At 72.3% G+C, this 18,099-nt stretch carries 12 protein-coding genes; 3 read left to right on the forward strand and 9 right to left on the reverse strand.

Annotated elements, in window-relative coordinates; translation table 11 throughout:
- Positions 1-82 precede the first annotated feature (82 nt).
- Together ASF20_RS17200 and ASF20_RS17205 are read left to right on the forward strand one after the other, a co-directional pair.
- Positions 83-592, forward strand: coding sequence for an OsmC family protein (locus tag ASF20_RS17200; RefSeq protein ID WP_056211665.1), 510 nt, complete (start codon positions 83-85; stop codon positions 590-592).
- 66 nt (positions 593-658) lie between these two features.
- The gene (locus ASF20_RS17205) at positions 659-2,203 is read left to right on the forward strand and encodes a sodium:proton antiporter (protein ID WP_056211663.1); all 1,545 of its coding nucleotides are present in this window, start codon (positions 659-661) and stop codon (positions 2,201-2,203) included.
- A 36-nt stretch (positions 2,204-2,239) separates the two neighbouring features.
- On the opposite strand, the gene ASF20_RS17210 is transcribed toward ASF20_RS17205, so the two are convergent.
- From ASF20_RS17210 to ASF20_RS17225, 4 genes are all read right to left on the reverse strand, one after another.
- Positions 2,240-3,391, reverse strand: a complete 1,152-nt coding sequence (locus tag ASF20_RS17210; RefSeq protein ID WP_056211660.1) for a histidine kinase dimerization/phosphoacceptor domain -containing protein — start codon at positions 3,389-3,391, stop codon at positions 2,240-2,242.
- Between the two features lie 132 nt (positions 3,392-3,523).
- Positions 3,524-5,374: a KUP/HAK/KT family potassium transporter gene (locus ASF20_RS17215; RefSeq protein WP_156389770.1), complete on the reverse strand. Its 1,851-nt coding sequence runs from the start codon at positions 5,372-5,374 to the stop codon at positions 3,524-3,526.
- Positions 5,375-5,538: 164 nt separating this feature from the next.
- Positions 5,539-7,557 carry a penicillin-binding protein 1C gene (pbpC, locus tag ASF20_RS17220; protein ID WP_244476481.1) on the reverse strand — a complete coding sequence of 673 codons (2,019 nt, stop codon included), beginning with the start codon at positions 7,555-7,557 and terminating at the stop codon, positions 5,539-5,541.
- A 208-nt stretch (positions 7,558-7,765) separates the two neighbouring features.
- Entirely contained in the window at positions 7,766-13,141 is a 5,376-nt protein-coding gene (locus tag ASF20_RS17225; RefSeq protein ID WP_082501412.1) for an alpha-2-macroglobulin, read from the reverse strand.
- A gap of 300 nt (positions 13,142-13,441) precedes the next feature.
- On the opposite strand from ASF20_RS17225, the gene ASF20_RS17230 reads away from it, so the two are divergent.
- Positions 13,442-14,788, forward strand: coding sequence for a serine protease (locus ASF20_RS17230; protein ID WP_082501413.1), 1,347 nt, complete (start codon positions 13,442-13,444; stop codon positions 14,786-14,788).
- Between the two features lie 9 nt (positions 14,789-14,797).
- Here ASF20_RS17230 and ASF20_RS24230 read toward each other — a convergent pair whose 3' ends face one another.
- The 5 genes from ASF20_RS24230 to ASF20_RS17250 form a co-directional block, all read right to left on the reverse strand.
- Complete coding sequence (locus ASF20_RS24230) at positions 14,798-14,953, reverse strand: DUF3309 domain-containing protein (RefSeq protein ID WP_156389751.1); 156 nt, start codon at positions 14,951-14,953, stop codon at positions 14,798-14,800.
- Positions 14,954-15,083: 130 nt separating this feature from the next.
- Entirely contained in the window at positions 15,084-16,133 is a 1,050-nt protein-coding gene (locus ASF20_RS17235) for a cysteine synthase A (protein WP_056276115.1), read from the reverse strand.
- Positions 16,134-16,173: 40 nt separating this feature from the next.
- On the reverse strand, positions 16,174-16,539 hold the full coding sequence (locus ASF20_RS17240) for a response regulator (RefSeq protein ID WP_055946868.1): 366 nt from the start codon (positions 16,537-16,539) through the stop codon (positions 16,174-16,176).
- 158 nt (positions 16,540-16,697) lie between these two features.
- The gene (gene hpt, locus ASF20_RS17245; protein ID WP_056211657.1) at positions 16,698-17,267 is read right to left on the reverse strand and encodes a hypoxanthine phosphoribosyltransferase; all 570 of its coding nucleotides are present in this window, start codon (positions 17,265-17,267) and stop codon (positions 16,698-16,700) included.
- 12 nt (positions 17,268-17,279) lie between these two features.
- Positions 17,280-18,086: a zinc-ribbon domain-containing protein gene (locus tag ASF20_RS17250; protein ID WP_056276117.1), complete on the reverse strand. Its 807-nt coding sequence runs from the start codon at positions 18,084-18,086 to the stop codon at positions 17,280-17,282.
- Between the last annotated feature and the right edge of the window lie 13 nt (positions 18,087-18,099).

Genomic DNA, 18,099 nt, shown 5'->3' on the forward strand with positions numbered 1-18,099 from the left:
CCCGTCCGCATTCGCCGCGCCGACGGGGCGCCCTAGATCGGATCGGAGAAGAAGAACCGGAAGACGGGAGAAGGAAACGCCCATGGACGCCGATACCCTGCGCTCGCTCCAGGCCCCGATCAAGGACCGCTACCGCAACGCCCCGGACTCGGCCGTGGTGACCCTGCGGGCCCGGGGCAGCCTCGACGACACGGCCATCGCTTGCAAGGTCGAGACCGGGCGCGCCCTCGCGGTGGCGGGCCTGCACCCGGCCACCGGCGGCTCCGGCGCCGAGCTCTGCTCGGGCGACATGCTGCTCGAAGCCCTGGTGGCCTGCGCCGGCGTGACCCTGAAGGCGGTGGCCACCGCGATCGGCGTCGCGCTCCGGTCCGGCACGGTGAGCGCCGAGGGCGACCTCGATTTCCGCGGCACCCTCGGGGTCGACAAGGCGGCGCCCGTGGGCTTCCGCGCGATCCGCCTCACCTTCGCCCTCGACACGGACGCCCCCCCGGACAAGCTCGACCAGCTCCTCAAGCTGACAGAGCGCTACTGCGTCGTGTTCCAGACCCTGAACCACAAGCCGGAGCTGGCCGTCACCCTCGCGCAGGGCTGACCGGCAGCGCCGGGTTTCGCGCCGGGGCGAATGATCCCGGGGCCGTGCTGGCGCGTTCCCCTCGACATGATGATTTTTCAATGGACAGTCGGCGTCCTTCTCGGCGCCGTGCTCCTGGCGGGGCTCGCCCGCCGGGTGGGTGCCCCTTATCCCGTCTTCCTGGCCCTGGGGGGCATCGGCCTCGCCTTCATCCCGGCCGTGCCCAACCTGGTGCTCGACCCGGAGCTGGCGCTGGCCCTCTTCCTGGCGCCCGTCCTGCTCGATGCGGGCTACGACACCTCGGTGCGGGACCTGCGCACCCACTGGCGCCCGATCGCCGGCCTCGCCTTCGGGGCGGTGGTCGCGACCACGGCCGCCGTGGCCGTGGTGGTGAAGTGGCTCGTGCCGGACATGCCCTGGGCGGCCTGCATCGTGCTCGGCGCGGTGGTGGCGCCCCCCGACGCCGTGGCCGCGCTGTCGGTGCTGCGCCACGTCTCGCTGCCCCACCGCCTCACGACGATCCTGCGCGGCGAGAGCCTCCTCAACGACGCGGGCTCGCTGATGATCTACCGCCTCGGGGTCACGGCGGCTGTCACCGGCACCTTCTCGGTGAGCCAGATCGGCCCGGCCTTCCTCGTGGGCATCCTCGGCAGCCTCGTCGCCGGGCCGGTCCTCGCCCTCCTCTACAGCGCCGCCACGCGCCCGGCCACCGACGCGCCGAGCGTCATCGTCCTGCAGTTCGTGGCCGCCTTCGGAATCTGGATCGGAGCGGAGCACGTGCACCTGTCCGGGGTGCTCACCGTGGTCACCTTCGCCATCACGGTGGCGCGCATCGCGCCGGGCCACACCCCGCCGCGCACCCGCATCGTCTCCTACGCGGTCTGGGACACGGCGGTGTTCGTGCTGAACGTCCTCGCCTTCGTGCTGATCGGCCTGCAGATCGGCCCGATCCTGGAGCGCCTGACCCGGGAGCAGCAGATCTCCTACGCGCTGGTCGGCGCGGCGGTGTTCCTCACCGTGGTGGTGGTGCGCTTCCTCTGGGTCCTGCCCACGGCCCACCTCGCCCGCCTGGGAGCCGACGGGACCGAGACCCGCGACCGCGGGCTCTCGGCCGGGATCGCGGTGTCCTGGGCGGGCATGCGGGGCATCGTCACCATCGCCACGGCCCTGGCCCTGCCCGACGGCGATCCAGGCTTTCCCTACCGCGACCTCATCGTACTCACCGCGTTCTGCGTCATCATCGGCACGCTCACGATCCAGGGCCTGACCCTGCGTCTCCTGCTCGGCCGGCTCGGGTTGGAGGACAACGACCCGGTCGGGCGCGAGGTCGGGCACGGCCGCACCGAAGCCTACCGAGCCGCCCTGGAGAGCCTGGAGAATGCCGAGGATGCCCCCTCCGAGGCCTTGCGCGAGGAGTTCCGCATCGCCCTGGAGCAGGCCGAGGCCCGCGACACGGGCTTCGCCTCCGAGGCGCTGCCCGCCGATGCCGCCCGTCGGCGCGCCATCGAGGCGGCCCGCGACCGGGTGCTGGCCCTGCGCCGCTCCGGCACGATCGGCGACGACGCCTACTACGTGCTGGAGGAGGAGTTCGACTGGGCCGAGATGAATGCGACGCCCCGGGCCGAGACCTGACACGCGGGCGCGGAGTCGCATCTCGACCCCGACGCCTCAGGCCACGGGCGCCACCCGCAGGGAGAAGTGTGCGCCCTGCACGTCCGGGGCGACCGCGAGGGCGCCCCCGAGCTGGCGGGCGAGGCTGTTGATGATGCGCATGCCGAGGCTGGCGCTGCGCGCCGCCGTGGGATCGAATCCGTCCGGAAGCCCGGCGCCGTCATCCTCCACCGCGAGGATCAGGCCGGCCGCCCCGTCGGGCCGGGCCTCGACCCTGATCTCGCCCTCGCCGTCCGCGTAGGCGTACTTGATCGCGTTGGTGACGAGTTCGTTGACGAAGAGGCCGAGGGGGATCGCGAGGTCGGCGGGGATGTTCATCCGCGCCGCGCGGCAGACGAGGCGGTGGCGCGGCGCGCTCTCCTGCAGCTTGGCGCAGAGGGCCTCGAGGAAGCCCGCGACGTCGATCGCCTCGAGGCTCGGCTGGCGCCAGAGCTGGTCGTGGACCTGGGCCACCGCCTCGACCCGGGTGCGGGCATCGGCGAGGGCGCTCTTCACGTCGTCGTTGTCGGAGCCCCGGGCCTGGAGCCCAAGAAAGCCCGCCACCACCGCGAGGCTGTTCTTCACCCGGTGGCTCATTTCCCGGGATAGGAGCTCCTGGCGCTCCAGGGCCGCCTTCAGCCGTGCCTCGGCCCGCTGGCGCTCGATGGCACCGCCGACGAGGTTGGCGAACCCCTGCATGAAGGCGATGTCGGCCTCCTCGAACTGGCCCTCGCGGGTGTCGTCCACCTCCAGCACGCCGTAATTGCCGTCGCGGTTGGCGATCAGCACGTTGATCGCGCGGCGGATGCCGTGGTCGGCCATCAGCTTCGGCGTGCGGAAGCGCGTCTCGTTCTCGAGATGGTTCGAGATCACGGGCCGGCCGGTCTTCAGGGCATAGCCCGCCGGCGAGGCGAGGTCGGCACCGATGATGGTGGTGCCCACCGCGTCCTCGGCCCAGCCCACACCGGCACAGACGAGGAGGCAATCCTGGTGCGGTTTGTATTCCAGCGCCTTGCAGAATTGCGCCTCCATGCCCTCGGCACAGAGTTCGGTGGCGCGCTGGAGCAGGGGCAGCAGCTCGGTGGCCCGCAGGGCTTCGACCCCGAAATCGGAGAGGATCGCCTGCTGCCGCAGGCGGATCGCCAGGGCCTTCGGCGCCAGTTCGGTCATCGCTACGCTACACGTCCCGGTTTCGGCGCGGCCGGGCCGCCCGTCCGCATGGCCTCCTTGTGCGACACCCGGAGCGCTGCCCGCAAGGTCATACAGCACGGTCCGCACGAGAGTTGATGGCCCGCGCCCGGCTCAGATCTCGATCTCGGTGCCGACCTCGACCAATTGCCGGGTCGGCACGCAGAAATGCGCGCCGGTGCGCTCGGCGTTGCGCAGGAGGAAGGCGTAGATCTCCTCCCGCCAGGTCGCCATGCCGCGCTGGTCGCTCTTCGGGATGATGGTCTCGTGCCCGATGAAAATCGTCAGATCCTCGAGGCACTCTGCCGGCAGGCGCTTGGCATCCACGGCGCAGCGGAGGCCGTCGGGCACCGAGGCATCCTCCATGAAGCCGTAGCGCAGGATCACGCGGGTGATGTCGGGCGTGATCGGGATGACCTCGGCGCGCTGATCGCGAGCGACGGCCGGCTCCTCCTCGTAGCGGGCGGTCACGATGAGGATGCGCTCGTGCAGGGCGTGGCTGCGCGCGACGAAGCGGGACAGGTGCAGCGGAATGGCGCTGGTGGCGGAGGACAGGAAAGCGGCGTTGCCCGGCAGGACGATCGGCGGATCGCGCCGGAGCTGCTCCAGGAATTCGACCTCGGGCTGGCGCAGGGCGACCCGGGCCGACTCGACGAGCTGGTTTCCTTTGCGCCAGGTGAGCATCAGGAACGCCACCACGGCCGCCAGCATCAGCGGAAACCAGCCGCCCTCGAACAGCTTCACGCTGTTGGCCCCAAGGAACACGAAGTCGATCGCCAGGAAGAACCCGTTTACCGCCAGCACGGCCACGGGGTTGTAGCCCCATTTCAGCGCCACGAGGGCGGCGAGCAGGGTGGTGATCGCCATCAGGGAGGCGACGGCGATGCCGTAGGCGCCGGCCAGGGCATCCGAGGAGCCGAAGACCAGGACCGCGCTCAGGGTGGCGGCGGCGAGCAGCCAGTTCACCATCGGCACGTAGATCTGTCCGCGCTCGTGCCGGGCGGTGTGGACCACCCGCATCGGCGGCAGGAAGCCGAGCTGAATCGACTGCTGGGTGAGCGAGAAGGCCCCCGAGATGATCGATTGCGAGGCGATCACGGTGGCGACCGTGGCGAGGCCTATGAGAGGATAATGCGCCCAGTCCGGGCTGAGGCGGTAGAACGGGTTCTCGATGGCGTCGGGCTCGACCAGGAGCAGCGCGCCCTGTCCGAAATAGTGGATCACCAGGGCCGGCAGCACGAGGCCGAACCACGAGGCGCGGATCGGGCCGGCTCCGAAATGCCCGAGATCGGCATACATCGCCTCGCCGCCGGTGACCGCGAGGAAGGCCGCGCCCAGCATGGCGAAGCTGACGTGCCAGCCCGCATGCGTCAGGAATTCGACGGCTTTGAGCGGGTTGAGAGCGGTCAGGATCTGCGGCGCATGCCAGATGCCGCCGAGACCGAGCAGCGCCAACACGACGAACCAGACGAACATCACCGGGCCGAAGATGCGGCCGATGAAGGCCACGCCTCGGCTCTGGACCAGGAACAGCCCGACCAGGATCAGCACCGTGATCGGCACGACGAAGCGCGACAAGGCCGGTGCCTCGACCTTCAGGCCCTCCACCGCGCTGAGCACCGAGATCGCCGGCGTGATCGCGCCGTCGCCGTAGAGGAGCGCGGCGCCGATGAGGCCGACCACGAGGAGAAGGCCGGCCCAGGAGCCGGGCTTGGCGTTCCGGGCTCCGAGCAGCGCCAGCATGGCGACGATGCCGCCCTCGCCGCGGTTGTCGGCGCGCAGGATCAGCACGGCGTACTTGATCGAGACGATGAGGATCAGGGACCACAGGATCAGCGAGACGGCCCCCGTCACCGCGATCGGAGTCGGGGGCGCCCCGGCACTCGCGGCGCGGACCGCCTCCTTGAAGGCGTAGAGGGGGGACGTGCCGATATCGCCGTAGACGATGCCGAGCGCCCCCAGCATCACCGCCGGGCGCAGGGCCGGCCGTCCCGAACGGGATTCCTCGTGGACCACGGGCACGCTCTCCGGCAACGGCGAAGGTTCGCTCTGCCGCTCGCAGGTAGGGGCGGCTGTCCGCCCGACCAGGGGCCGGGCCGCCCTCCGGCGTGAAACCCCGGGCGGGGACGTCACTCGAGCCGGACCACGACGCTGTCGCTGGCGCCCGTGGCGTCCATCACGGAGATCCGCGCGAAGCCGGCACCGTCCGGAGCCCAAGCCGATTGTCGGCGCGCGCCCCCCGCCACCGGCAGGCCGTCGACCATCCAGGTCAGGGGCGGCACGCCGCCCAGCGCCTTCAGGGCGAGACGCGCCGACGATGCGGGATCGGGCTCCGACAGGCCCAGATCGATGCGGGCGCCGTCCGGCGGGTAGGCGATCTTCAGGGCGCCCCCCAGCGCCGCCGACAGGGTCTTGGGGATGTCGCGCCGGATGTGGCGCAGGGGCGGCGGCAGGCCGGCCGTGGTGGTCACCAGGGCGTCGCGCGGCATCGGCACGGAGTCGGGCTCGCCGCCGAAACGGGCGAAGGCATCGAACAAGATCGGGGCCGCCACCACCCGGCCGACGAGGCCCGGCACGGCATTGCCGTCCGGCCGTCCGACCCAGACCGCGAGGGTGATGCGCCGGTCGACCCCCACCGCCAGGGCATCCCGGTAGCCGTAGGAGGTGCCCGTCTTGTAGGCGAACCGGCCCGCCAGGGCATTCTCAGGCGGCGGCGCACCCCGAAGGATGTCGGCGACGTACCAGGCGGCGACGGCGTCCGTGATGCGGGCCTCCTGCGGCGGCGCGCCGGCCCCTCCGCCCGACGCCTCCCCGACGCGACGGGTCAGGTTCGGTACCAGCCCCTGCCGGGCGAGTCCGGAGAACAGGCGGGCGAGGTCGGTGAGGGTGATCCCGAGGCCGCCGAGCGCCACCGGCAGGCCCGGCGCGGTGTCGCGGGGCAGGTCGATGCGGGCGCCGGCGGCCCGCAGGCGGGCGATGAAGCGGGCGGGGCCGACCCCTTCCAGCAGGTCCACCGCCGGCACGTTCAGGGAGAGTTGGAGGGCGCGTCGCGCCGTCACGCTGCCCTGGTAGCCGAGGTCGAAGTTCTCGGGGGCGTAGGCCCCGGCAAAGCGCACCGGCCGGTCGTCGAGCTGCGTCTCGGGATGCGCCAGCCCGGTCTCGAAGGCGAGCGCGTAGATGAACGGCTTGAGGGCGGAGCCCGGCGAGCGGATCGCGCCCGTCATGTCGATGGCGCCGGCGCGACTCGCATCGAGGTAGCCGGGGCTGCCGACCTGGGCCAGAACCGCGCCCGTGCGGTTGTCCAGCACCAGGATGGCGGCCGAGATCCCGGGTCCCTGGGCGGCCGCGCGCTCGGCGGCCAGGGTTTCGAGACTCGCCTGCAGGCGGCCGTCCAGGGTGAGGCGGATCGCCTGGGCGCCCGGGTCGGCGGCATGGGCCGCCTCCGCCGCGTGGGCGGCGAGCATCGGGAAGGGTTTTCGCGCGGATGGCACCGGCTCGGCGCGGGCGGCCTCCGCCTCGGCCGCCGTGACGACGCCCTGAGCGGCGGCGATGGCGAGGACCCGGTCGCGGGCGCGCCGGGCCGCCTCGGGGAAGCGGTCGGGTCGCCGGGCTTCCGGCGCCTGCGGCAGAGCCACGAGGAGCGCGCTCTCGGCGAAGGTGAGCCGGGCCGGCTCGCGGCCGAAATACGCGAGGCTGGCGGCACGCAGGCCCTCGACCGGGCCGCCATAGGGAGCGAGCGCCAGGTAGAGGTCGAGCACCCCATCCTTGCCGAGGCGACGCTCCAGCTGCACCGCCCGCACCATCTGGCGCAGCTTGGCGGCCAGGGAGCGCCGGGCCCGCGGCTCGACGAGGCGGGCCACCTGCATCGACAGGGTCGAGCCGCCCGAGACGATGCGGCCCGCCCCCAGCCATTGCCCCGCGGCCCGGAGGGTCGCCGCCGGATCGACGCCTGGATGGCTCGCGAAGCGCCGGTCCTCGTAGGCCGTGAGCATGGCGCGGAAGCGCGGATCGACCTGGGACCCGGTCACCGGCAGACGCCAGCGCCCGTCGGCGGTGGCGAAGGGGCGCAGCAGCCGCCCGTCGCGGTCGAGCACCACCGTCGAGCGGAGCCCGGCCGGGATCAGGTCGAGGGGCGGCAGGGTTTGGATGAAGTGCCAGAAGGCGAGGGTCGGGCCGAGACAGACAACGCCAAGGGCTGCGAGCGCGAGGCGCCGAAGTCCCCGCCCCGTTCCGGGGGCACTCGGAGTTTCACGGTCACGCGCACCGCGTCCCCCCCTCCACGAGGGGGACGCGGTGCGCCATGCCGTGCGCGCCCGATCGGACCGGAGAGGAGGGTCGCGGCCCGTATCCACGGCCCTACTTCGCGCTCACCGTCATCGAACCGAACCCCGTACGCCCGAAGCGCTCCGGCCGGTACATGTCCTCGATGGTGGCGGCCGGGTGAACGTAGGTGCCGGGCGAGACCGCCCGCACGGTGTAGGCGATCCGGAAGAAGGCCGATTGCTCGGGGGTGCGCTCGTAGGCGGCCACGAAGCGGTCGTCGCGGAACTCGGTGTGCACCGGCGCCACGTCGGACTTGGCGAAGGCGAGACCGGTGAGCGCATCGGCATCGAGGAGCTTCGGGTTGTCGATCTCCAGGCCGGCGGGCAGCCGGTCGACCAGGAGGAGGCGACCGGCGCTGGCCTTGGCCTCGGTCACGGTGAGCACCACCACGAGGCGGTCGTTCTGGTGGATTCCTTGCGCGAGATCCACCGGGGCGCCGTCGAGACGGTGATAGCGTCGCTCGATGGTGTAGCCGCGCGCCTCGGCCGGCTCGGGAGCGATCGGATTGCCGCTGACGCTGACCACCGCCTGCACGGGCTGGGTGCCGGCATTGACCAGGGTGACGGGTTTCCCCTTCAGGGCGGCGGCGCGGTAGCGGCGCGCCAGAGCACCGCTCTGCGGTTTACCGTCCAGGGTGAAGCGGAGGTTGTCGGAATCCGCGCTCAGGCCCTCGGCGGCCAGCACCATCCAGGCCTCCTCCTGCGTGCTGGTCGGCCGGCCGGCGGCCCGCTCGGCCGCGATGATGGCACCGAGCGGCTTGACGCTGTCGCGGGCAAGCCCCGTCTCGGCGGCCAGCGCCAGCAAGCCCGCGCTGTCGCGCAGGCGCGAGCCGTAATCCGGCCGGTAGGCCGAGGTCGTGGAAGCCGCCTCGCGGAAACCGGCCAGCGCCGAGGCGAAGGCTTTCGCCGCCCGGCCCCGGTCCCCCAACAACGCCAGGGCCGCCGCGATCTGTCCGCGCGCGAGGGGCGTCGCGAACGCGGCTAGCTTGGTGTCGACGAGGTAGCGCAGGTCGCCCATCACCGGGCGGCCGTTGCGGGCGAGCACGTAGGCGGCGTAGGCGATGTCCATGCCGCCGTCGCCGACCTCGGTGGTGTTGGCCACCGCGTTGCGCAGGCGGTCGAGGGCATTGGCGAAGGCGGTCTGGGGCACGGCGAACCCGCGCTCCCGGGCCCGGGTCAGGAAGTCGGTGACGTAGGCGTTGAGCCAGGTGTCGCTGGCGCCATCCGTGGACCACAGGCCGAAATCGCCGGCCGCGTTCTGGCGGCCGAGCACCCGCTCGATCGCCTGGCGCACGCGCTCGTCGGCCTTGTCGAGGCCGAGCGGATCCTGACCGAGCTGATCTTGAGCCGCGAGGCGGTGGACGTAGAGGAGCGGCATCGCCCGGCTCACCGTCTGCTCGGAGCAGCCGTAGGGATAGCGGTCGAGGGACTGGAGGAGCGCCGGCACGTCGATGGCGGCGAGATTCGAGGCGGAGAGCGAGACCGTGCCGGTGCCGGGCAGGATGTCGGCCAGGAGCTCGTCGGAGAGGTGCAACGCCGCGCCGGGTTCGAGGGTCTCCACGGAGCGGCGGGCGAGCGCCCCCGTGCCGGGACCGATGGTCAGGGCGAAACTCTGGCCGACGCCCTCGGGCAGTCCGGGGCCGCTGAGCGTGAGGTCGATCCGCGACGGGCCCGGCCCGGCAGCGGTGATGGGAATGACGAGGGCCCCCCTGGCGCCCGCCTCCAGCCGCAGGGTCTTGTGCAGGGCCTCGGCACCGACCAGCACGGAGCCGGTCAGGTCGAGATCCACGGTGTAGTCGCCGGCCGGCCCCTCGACATTGTCGATGGCGACGTGGACGCGCGAGCGATCGCCGACATTGAGGAAACGCGGCAGGGTGCCGGTGACGATCACGGGATCGCGGATGATCACGTCGGCCTGGGCGGCGCCCACCTTCGCGCGACTCCAGGCGGTGACCATCACCCGGCCGGTGCCGTTGAAGGACGGCAGGGGGAAGCTGACGCTGGCACGGCCGTCGGGTCCGACGGCGATCGGCCCGGAATAGAGCGCCAGCGGCGCCTGGGTCGGCGGCGAATCGGCGAGTTCGGCTGCAGCCCCGTCGCCGCCGGAGCGGATGGCGCCGAGCGTCCCCTGCATGCCGTCGATCAGGTATCCGTAGAGGTCGCGGATCTCCGGGCCGAGGGCCTTCTGGCCGAAGAAGTAGCCGAACGGGTTCGGTGCCTCGTAGCGGGTGAGGTTGAGGATGCCGACATCCACCAGCGCGACGGTGACCCGCGCCTCCTCGCCGGCTCGCAGGCCGGCGAGCTGGATCGGCAGGGTCAGGGTCTCGCGCGGACGGACCTTCGCCGGCGCGTCGAGCGTGACGCCGAGATTGCGGCTGTCCCGGTCGACCCCGAACCACGCGACACCGAGCGCACGGCCCGGCAGGCGCTTGGCCGCCTGGTCCAGGGGCCGGTAGGCGGTGGCCACGAGGTAGGCGCCCGAGCCCCACTCGGCCTTCACGGGGATGTCGATGGTGGCACCGGCGGCCGGCACGTCGACGGTGAGGAGCGCGTGCAGCTTGTCGCTGACGACGGCCAGCGTCGCCTGTCCCTTGAACGTCGGCTGCAGCCGCGCGTGCAGCGTCTCGCCGGTGGCGTAGGCCGCCTTGTCCAGGCGCAGGTCGAGGAGGTCCGGCACGTCCGCCGTCTCGCCCCCGCTCCAGCCCACTGTGAAGGTTACGCTCGCGGTGGCGGCCGGGCGACCGGGCACGCTCGCCTCCAGCCGGTAGGTGCCGTAGCTCACTGTGGCGCTGACGCGGCCCGGCGCGGCGGGGGTCAGGTCGAGACGGCCATCGGCGACGCGGCGGGTGCTGGTCACCGGCTCGTAGGACCAGCGCCCCCCCTCGCGGTACCATTGATAGTTCTTCTCGACGCGCTGGAGCGTCCAGGCCACGTTCCCCTGCGCCAGGCGCCGGCCGTCGGGAGCGGCCATGACCACGTCGAAGCCGGCGACGCCGCCCTCGGTGAGGTCGCCGGCAAAGCCCTTGCGGATGGCGAGCACCGGCGCGTCGGGCAGGATCGGCAGGGTCAGGCTGCGGCTCAGCGCCCGCCCGCCGGGCTCGCCCACCTGCAGGGTGATCTTCGCCTCGACGGGGCGCGGGGCGGCGAGCGCCTGGACCGGGACGACGAGCCGGGCCCTGCCGGCCGCATCGGTGGTGGCACGGGCGTCGATCTCCGCCGAGGCGGCCTCCACCCGCTCGTCGTCGAGGCCGACCGAGAAGCCCTCCAGGCCCTGGATCCCGCTGCCCGCCGCCTGTTGGACCAGGACGGTACCGGAAACCTCGAGCCCGGCGCCCGGCGCGCCGTAGAGGTAGCGCGCCGCCACGTCGATGGTGGCGGGCGCACCCCTGGTCAGGCTCGGCGTCGCGCTCGAGAGCGTCACGTCGAGGCGCTCGGGGACGTAATCCTCCACGAGGAAGCTCGCCTCGCCGATGGCCGGCGCCTTGGGGTCTGTGTAGGCCGCCACCCGCCAGGTGCCGTGCTGCGCGCCGGCCAGAAGGGGCAGCGCCAGGGCGCGTCCGCCGAGGCCCGCATCCGCCACCTGGGCGCGGCGGTACTCGACGCCGTCGGGACGCTTGACCACCAGGGTCAGAGGAATTTCCGGCACGGCGGCGCCCTGTGCATCGCGCAGCAGGCCGGTGAGGTTCACGGTCTCGCCCGAGCGGTAGACCCCGCGCTCGGGAAACACGTAGGCCTCGACGGCGCCTGGCTGGGGCCGGCCCTTCACGCCGCGATCCGTGAGGTCGAAGGCCGACTGGCCGAGATCGAGGAAGCCGTAATCGTCGCCGATCTGCGCCACCACGAGGCCCGGTGCGGTGCCCCCCTCCCCGCGGGCGAGGCCCGACGCGAAGGCGGCGTGGCCTTGGCCGTCGGTCTTCGCCGTGGCCAGGACCTCGTTGTTGCGCGCCACCAGCCGGATCTCGGCACCGGTCAGCACGTCGGCCGAGGCCAGCGAGCGGGCGAAGACGTGGACGCCGTCGCGGCCCTTGAAGGCGGTGAGGCCGAGATCCGAGACCACGAACCATTGCGTCGCCTGCTGCTCGTAGCCGCCCTCCTCGTCGGTGGACGCCGTGGCTCCCGCGGGTTGGGCAACCATGATGTAGATGCCGGCTTCCAGCTTGCCGACCGCCTGGAGCACCGGGAAGGCGGTGACGGCCTCCTGGTTCAGCTCGGCCTTGGCCGTGTCGAGGACGCCCTTCCAGACGCGCCGACCCTTCTGGTCGGCGATGGTCCGCGCCGTCGTCCCGTTGAGCTGGGACAGGAAGTCCTCGGCCCGCAGCGACGGCAGCAGCCCCCGGTCACCGACGCGCAAGACCTCAACGTCGATCTTGGCCGCGTTGATCGAAACCAGAGGCACGCCGGCCTGACCGGTGCGGGGCAGGACGTAGTTGCGCCCGGTAAAGCGGACCTGGGGCGAGCGGTCCCGGACATAGATCTCGTAATCGGATGCCTTGAGCAGGGTCTCCCCAGCGCCGGAGGGCAGCCCGGAGCGGACCACGAAGGCGTAGCGCTCGCCGTGCTTGAGCCCGTCGACGCAGATCTGCTGGCCGGTGCCGGTGACGGCGGCGTTGGCTGCGCCGGAGACGGCGATGAAGGGCGTGAAGTCGGTCTTGGCCGCGACGCCTTCCGAGAACTGGAAGCAGACGCGCGGCGCGGCAGCGTCCGAATCGACGGTGTAGTTGAGGATGCGGAAGCCGTGCTCGGCGCGAAGGCCCTCGTAGGTCGCACGCACGTCCGCGTCGTCGGCGAGCGCCAGGCTGGCGCGGTAGGCCTCGAGCGACGGGCGCCACTCCGATTCGGCGGCATAGACCTCGCCCAGCGTCGCGAGCGCCTCGGCCTCGACCGCTCCGGCACTCGCCCGCAGATAGCCCTGGTAGGCAGCGGCCCGCGCGTTGCGGCGCAGGCGCAGACGGCCTGCGTAGTCACCGGTCTGCTCGTCGCTGCCGACCGCGCTGGCGGCGCGCGCATAGGCCAGCCAGTTCGCCGGCTCGCCGGGTTCGCTCACCACGGCGAGGCCGAGGGGCTTCAGGGCATCCGCCGGCTTCTCGGCTTCCACCAGGGCCTCGCCCTCGGCCCGCGCCTTCGCGGCGGATCGGGTATCGGGCCGGGGATTCCCCACCTCGGCCTTCAGGGTCGCTTCGAGGCGGACACCGTCGCTGGCGAGGTCTTCGCGCACGAAGCTCTTGGCGGCGGACGGCCTGGGCGAGACCTTGGCAGCGGGGCGCGTCGTCGGCGACTGGGCTTGCCCTTGGGCCTGCCCCTGCGCCTGGACGGGGAGGGCCAGAAGCCCGGCGATCGTGAGGACCTGCAAGAGGCCAGAGAGTCCGACCACAGATCGGGGCGAGCGCCCGTATCCGGATGATCCCGCCATGCTTCCACCCCGTTCTCTGGAGGCCGGCCCGTCGCACCGGTCCCGCGCGGAACCGTAGCACTTCGCGCATCGGCCGCAACGGCCTGGAATTCGGGCGTGGGCTCTGCCACACCGGACGGGTTCTCGCGGGGGAGACGCGACTCGGCCATGATGCGACGCGATCGGACCACCCGGGGCCTGACCGGGTTCGTGCTGGCCCTGGCGGCGAGCGCGGCCTCCGCCCAGACGCCGCCGGCACCGAGCCCCGGCGCATCGAGATCCGCCATACCGAGACCCGCCATACCGAGACCCGCCATACCGATGCCGATCCCGTCGACGCCCGCCGCATCGGCGCCCGCGCGGGCGAAGCCGGCTGCGCCCGATCCCGCCTTCGAGGCGGCACGGAGCCTGTTCGAGGCCCTGCCGGAGGCCGAGCGCAAGGGGCTGCAGGACGCCCTGGTCTGGACCGGCGACTACAACAGCCTGGTCAACGGCACGTTCGGGCGGCGCAGCTACGAGGCGCTTCAGGCGCATGCCCGACGAACCGGCGGAGCGGGGCTGCCGGACGCGGCCGGACGCGCCGCTCTGCTCAAGGAGGGGGCCGCGGCGCGCGCGGCCGCCCGATTCGCCGTGAAGCCGGACCCGGCCAGCGGCGTCGTGCTCGGCGTGCCCGAGCGCATCCTGTCGAAGCGCACGCCCCAGCCCGGGGGCACCCGCTGGCAGAGCGCCGACGGGCGCATCACGCTGGAGACGAAATCCTATCCGCCCGGCGAGACCGGGCTGGAGGCGGTCTTCGCCCGCATCACCGCCCCAGGGCCCGACCGGCGGGTCACCTACAAGCTCCTGAGACCCGACTTCCTGGTGGTGACCGCCGAGACCGGGACCGGCAAATCCTACATCCGCTACGCCGCCGGCGAGGCGGGCCTGCGCGGCCTCACCCTCGGCTACGACAAGGCCTTGTCCGGGGAGGTCGACCGCCTCGCCATCGCCATCGCCAACAGCTTCGTGCCCTTCCCCGAAACGGCCCCCGCCTCGGCACCGGCTCCGGCCGCGACGGCCGTTCCGTCATCGAGCCTGCCGCCCGTCGCAGGCAGCCGGCCGGCCCCAGTCGCGACGGGCCTGGTCGTGGCGCCGGGACGGGTGCTTACCAGCGCAGCGGCGCTGGTGGACTGCCGGGCACCGGTGGTCGCGGGCCTGCCGACGCGGGCGAGCCCTGGCAGCACCGCCGATCTGATGCTGCTGGAAACGGCTCTGCTCCCCGGCCGGACGGAACGCACGCCGGCCCTGCACGCCGGCGCCCTCACCGAGGGCGAGGCCGTGGTGGCGTTGGCCGTCGATGCCGAGGGGGGCGTCGTGGTGGCGCCGGGCCGCTCCGAGCCGGGCGGGGCGCGCGTCGCCGCGCCGCTGCAGCCCGGCGCCGGCGGCGCTCCGGTTCTGAACCGCGCCGGTGCGCTCGCGGGCCTCGTCGCGACGGTTCAGAAACAGCCCCGCCTGATCGCGGGGGTCATGCCGCCTGCGAGCTACAGGCTCGTCCCGGCCGACGCGCTCGCGGCCTTCCTCGGCGCTGCGGGCTTGCGGACAGCGCCTGCGCCGAAGGCGGCCGGCACGCTGGGCGCAGCCGCCGCGACCCTGGTGGGCGCGGTGGTGGCCATCACGTGCCAGCCGTGAGCGGGGCCGTCAGATTCGTCCGGTGACGAGCAGCACGATCAAGATGATCACCAGCAGGCCGCCGAGACCGAAGCTCGGTCCGCGGTAAGCGCCGCCGCCGAGGAAGTTGCCGCCGCCAAGAACGATCAGGATCAGGACGATGAGGAGAATGGTGGTCAGGGTCATGGATGGGAACTCCGTCACGCGCCCAACCGGAATTGCTTGAGCTTGACCGTACAAACGTCGCCGTGGCGATTCCGTTCAACGGTCCGTGCGGCATAATCCCACGAAGGCGGGGTTTTTCGCCGGTTCGACGTCAGGCTTGCCACTCCGGCAGGGAATCCGATGCGGTTCCAAGCCAATCCGGCACCGGCAGGCCCCGCTCGGCCAAGAAGGCGAGGTTGAACAGCTTCGAGGCGTAGCGCGAGGCACCATCGCACAGGATGGTCACGATGGTGTGGCCCGGCCCGAGATCCCGGGCGAGCCGGATCGCCCCGGCGACGTTGATGCCCGACGATCCGCCGAGGCTGAGGCCCTCCTCCCGCATCAGCCGGAAGACAATATGGAGGGCTTCGGCGTCGGGAATCCGGAAGGAGACGTCCGGGGTGAAGCCCGCGAGGTTGCGGGTGATCCGGCCTTGGCCGATGCCCTCCGTGATCGAGGAGCCCTCCGCCCTCAGGGTACCGGTGGTGTAATGGGCGTGCAGTGCGGATCCTTCAGGGTCGGCGAGGCCGATCCGCACGCCGGGCCGCGCCGCGCGCAGGGCCTCGGCGGTCCCCGCCAGGGTGCCGCCGGTCCCGGCCGCACAGATGAAACCATCGACCGCCCCACCGGTCGCCACCAGGATCTCCGGGCCCGTGGTTTCCACGTGCGCCTGCCGGTTGGCGACGTTGTCGAACTGGTCGGCGAAGAAGGCGCCGCCCGGTTCGGTCTCGGCCAGGCGCTCGGCCAGGCGGCGCGCGGCGTGGACGTAGTTGTTCGGGTTGGCGAACGGCACCGCCGGCACCTCGACCAGGCGGGCGCCGGCCAGGCGCAGGGTTTCCTTCTTCTCGGCCGACTGCGTCTCCGGGATCACGATGACCGTGCGGTAGCCGCGCACCGCTGCGACGAGCGCCAGCCCGATGCCGGTGTTGCCGGCCGTGCCCTCCACGATCGTGCCGCCGGGCCGGATGGCGCCCCGGGCCTCAGCGTCGCGCACGATGGAGAGCGCCGCCCGGTCCTTTACCGAGAGGCCGGGATTCAGGAACTCCGCCTTGCCCAGGATGGTGCAGCCGGTCTCCTCCGAGGCGCGCGCCAGGCGAATCAGAGGCGTGGCGCCGATGGCCGAGAGGATGTCCGGCAGAGGACGATCAGAATGGAGGATCATGCGCGGGATTCCGAGGGCAAGGCGGCGGACCCGGCGCGTGTCAGGCGGCGAGGGCCCGATTCACCGTGGAACGCAGGTCGGCCAGCGAGAACGGCTTCGTCAGGACGTCGGTCACGATGGCATCGAGGCCCCGCGCGCGCTCGCGCTGGTCGGCGAAGCCGGTCATCAGCAGGATCGTGAGATTGGGAAAGTCGCGCTTGGCCGCGAGCGCCAGGGCGATCCCATCCATCAGCGGCATGCGGATGTCGGTGAGCATGAGGTCGAACGCGCCATCCGCCTCGGTCAGCCGGTCGAGCCCGTCGCTGCCGTCCGTGGCCGTGACCACGGCGTGGCCGTCGATCTCAAGGCCCCGCTTGAGGAAGCCCCGCACCGTCTCTTCGTCATCCACCAGGAGGATGCGGGCCATCGTTCGTCTGTGTCTCTCTCGGGTCCGGGCGCTCAGTCACGCAAGCGCTGAGGCGCCCTGTCAAGGGATCGTCGGACACAGCAAGCCCTTTAAGGGCCAAATCGTTTCATATTCTCTGGCGCGCCAGAGAAATTCCGCGGATCGTGGGCGGTCGCGCCTCAGGTGCCGCCGAACAGGTCGGGCTCGCGGCTGTCGTAGTCGACGAGGCCGACGAAGGGCAGCTGGCGGTAGGCATGGGCGACATCCATGCCGTAGCCGACCACGAACACGTCCGGGCAGGTGAAGCCGACGAAATCCGCGTCGATGGTCACGGCCCGCTTGCCGGGCTTCTCCAGGAGCACGGCGGTGAGCACCCGCTTGGCGCCCCGCGCCATCAGCAGGTCCTTGGCGAACACGATGGTGCGGCCGGATTCGAGGATGTCGTCCACCAGGAGGACGTCGCGTCCGCGCACCTCGCTCTCCACGTCGCGCAGGATCTCGACCTGCCCCGAGGAGACCGTTGCGGTGCGGTAGCTCGACAGGTGGACGAACTCGGCCTGCGGCTCCAGCCCGACCCGGTGCAGGGCGCGCAGGAGGTCGGCGGCGAACATGAAGCTGCCCTTGAGCACAGCCACCACGAGCAGGTTCTCGGGGTTGGCGGCGGCGATGGCCGCTGCAAGTTCCTCGGTGCGCCGGGCGATGGCGGTTTCGTCGAAGAGGACGCGGACGCGTCGGGAAGCGCTGGTCATCCGCGTTCCTTATCACGGGGCCGGAGCGCTGGCACCGGCCTTCGGCATGGTCTCGCCCGCCTCGGCGGCGGCAAAATGCACGCGGACCAAGCGGCCCTGCGCCGGCGGCGCCGACAGGCTCGCACGAAAGCGCGCGGTCTCGCTCTTCTCGAGCGTCGTGCGCGGGGGCGCGATGCGCCAGCGATAGAGCGGCTGGTCACGGCCGTCCCGGACCTCCACCTCGATCGGCGGCACCGTGGCCTCGGCGGCGACGCCGACGAGATCGCCCTCCACCACGAGTTGGCCCTGCGCGCCCTCTCCCGGGCTCTGGAACGCCACGACGTCGCGGAATTCGACGCCGCGCAGGTTCACCGGGAAACCGACGCGGGCATAGAGCCCGGCGCTCTGGGGCATCGCCCGCACCACCGTGGCGCGTCCGAGAACGGCGAGGCCGAGTCCGCCCACCACGGCGAGCCCGAGGGCGGCCCCAGGCGACGCCAGGGGGAAGCCCGTGCGCTTCGGCTTCACGGGCTTGGCCCGCGCCCGCGGGCGCGGCGTCTCGGGCGGCGATGGAACGGGCTCGGGTTCGGCGGCCAGGGCCGATTCCCAGGCATCGAGATCGGCTTGGGCCGAGGCGCGGCTCTGCGCCGCGTCGGGGCCGAGCTCGGAGGCGGCCATCATGGCGGCGGTCATCTCGGCCTCGAGGGCGGCGGAGACGTCGTCGGGGGAGATGAACCAGGTCTCGCGGCAGGCCGCGCAGCGCACCGAGCGTCCGTCCGCGCCGACGCGGTCCACGTCGATCTCGTACTCGCTGGCACAGGACGGGCAGACGATCAGCATGGCGTCCGTGGGC

This window comes from Methylobacterium sp. Leaf88, from assembly GCF_001422795.1.
GTDB lineage: Bacteria > Pseudomonadota > Alphaproteobacteria > Rhizobiales > Beijerinckiaceae > Methylobacterium.

Coding starts and splice junctions, on each gene's coding strand:
- ASF20_RS17200 (WP_056211665.1), top strand. CDS start 83: ATGGACGCCGATACCCTGCGCTCGCTCCAGGCCCCGATCAAGGACCGC.
- ASF20_RS17205 (WP_056211663.1), top strand. CDS start 659: ATGATGATTTTTCAATGGACAGTCGGCGTCCTTCTCGGCGCCGTGCTC.
- ASF20_RS17210 (WP_056211660.1), bottom strand. CDS start 3,391: ATGACCGAACTGGCGCCGAAGGCCCTGGCGATCCGCCTGCGGCAGCAG.
- ASF20_RS17215 (WP_156389770.1), bottom strand. CDS start 5,374: ATGCTGGGGGCGCTCGGCATCGTCTACGGCGATATCGGCACGTCCCCC.
- ASF20_RS17225 (WP_082501412.1), bottom strand. CDS start 13,141: ATGGCGGGATCATCCGGATACGGGCGCTCGCCCCGATCTGTGGTCGGA.
- ASF20_RS17230 (WP_082501413.1), top strand. CDS start 13,442: ATGCCGATCCCGTCGACGCCCGCCGCATCGGCGCCCGCGCGGGCGAAG.
- ASF20_RS24230 (WP_156389751.1), bottom strand. CDS start 14,953: ATGACCCTGACCACCATTCTCCTCATCGTCCTGATCCTGATCGTTCTT.
- ASF20_RS17235 (WP_056276115.1), bottom strand. CDS start 16,133: ATGATCCTCCATTCTGATCGTCCTCTGCCGGACATCCTCTCGGCCATC.
- ASF20_RS17240 (WP_055946868.1), bottom strand. CDS start 16,539: ATGGCCCGCATCCTCCTGGTGGATGACGAAGAGACGGTGCGGGGCTTC.
- hpt (WP_056211657.1), bottom strand. CDS start 17,267: ATGACCAGCGCTTCCCGACGCGTCCGCGTCCTCTTCGACGAAACCGCC.
- ASF20_RS17250 (WP_056276117.1), bottom strand. CDS start 18,086: ATGCTGATCGTCTGCCCGTCCTGTGCCAGCGAGTACGAGATCGACGTG.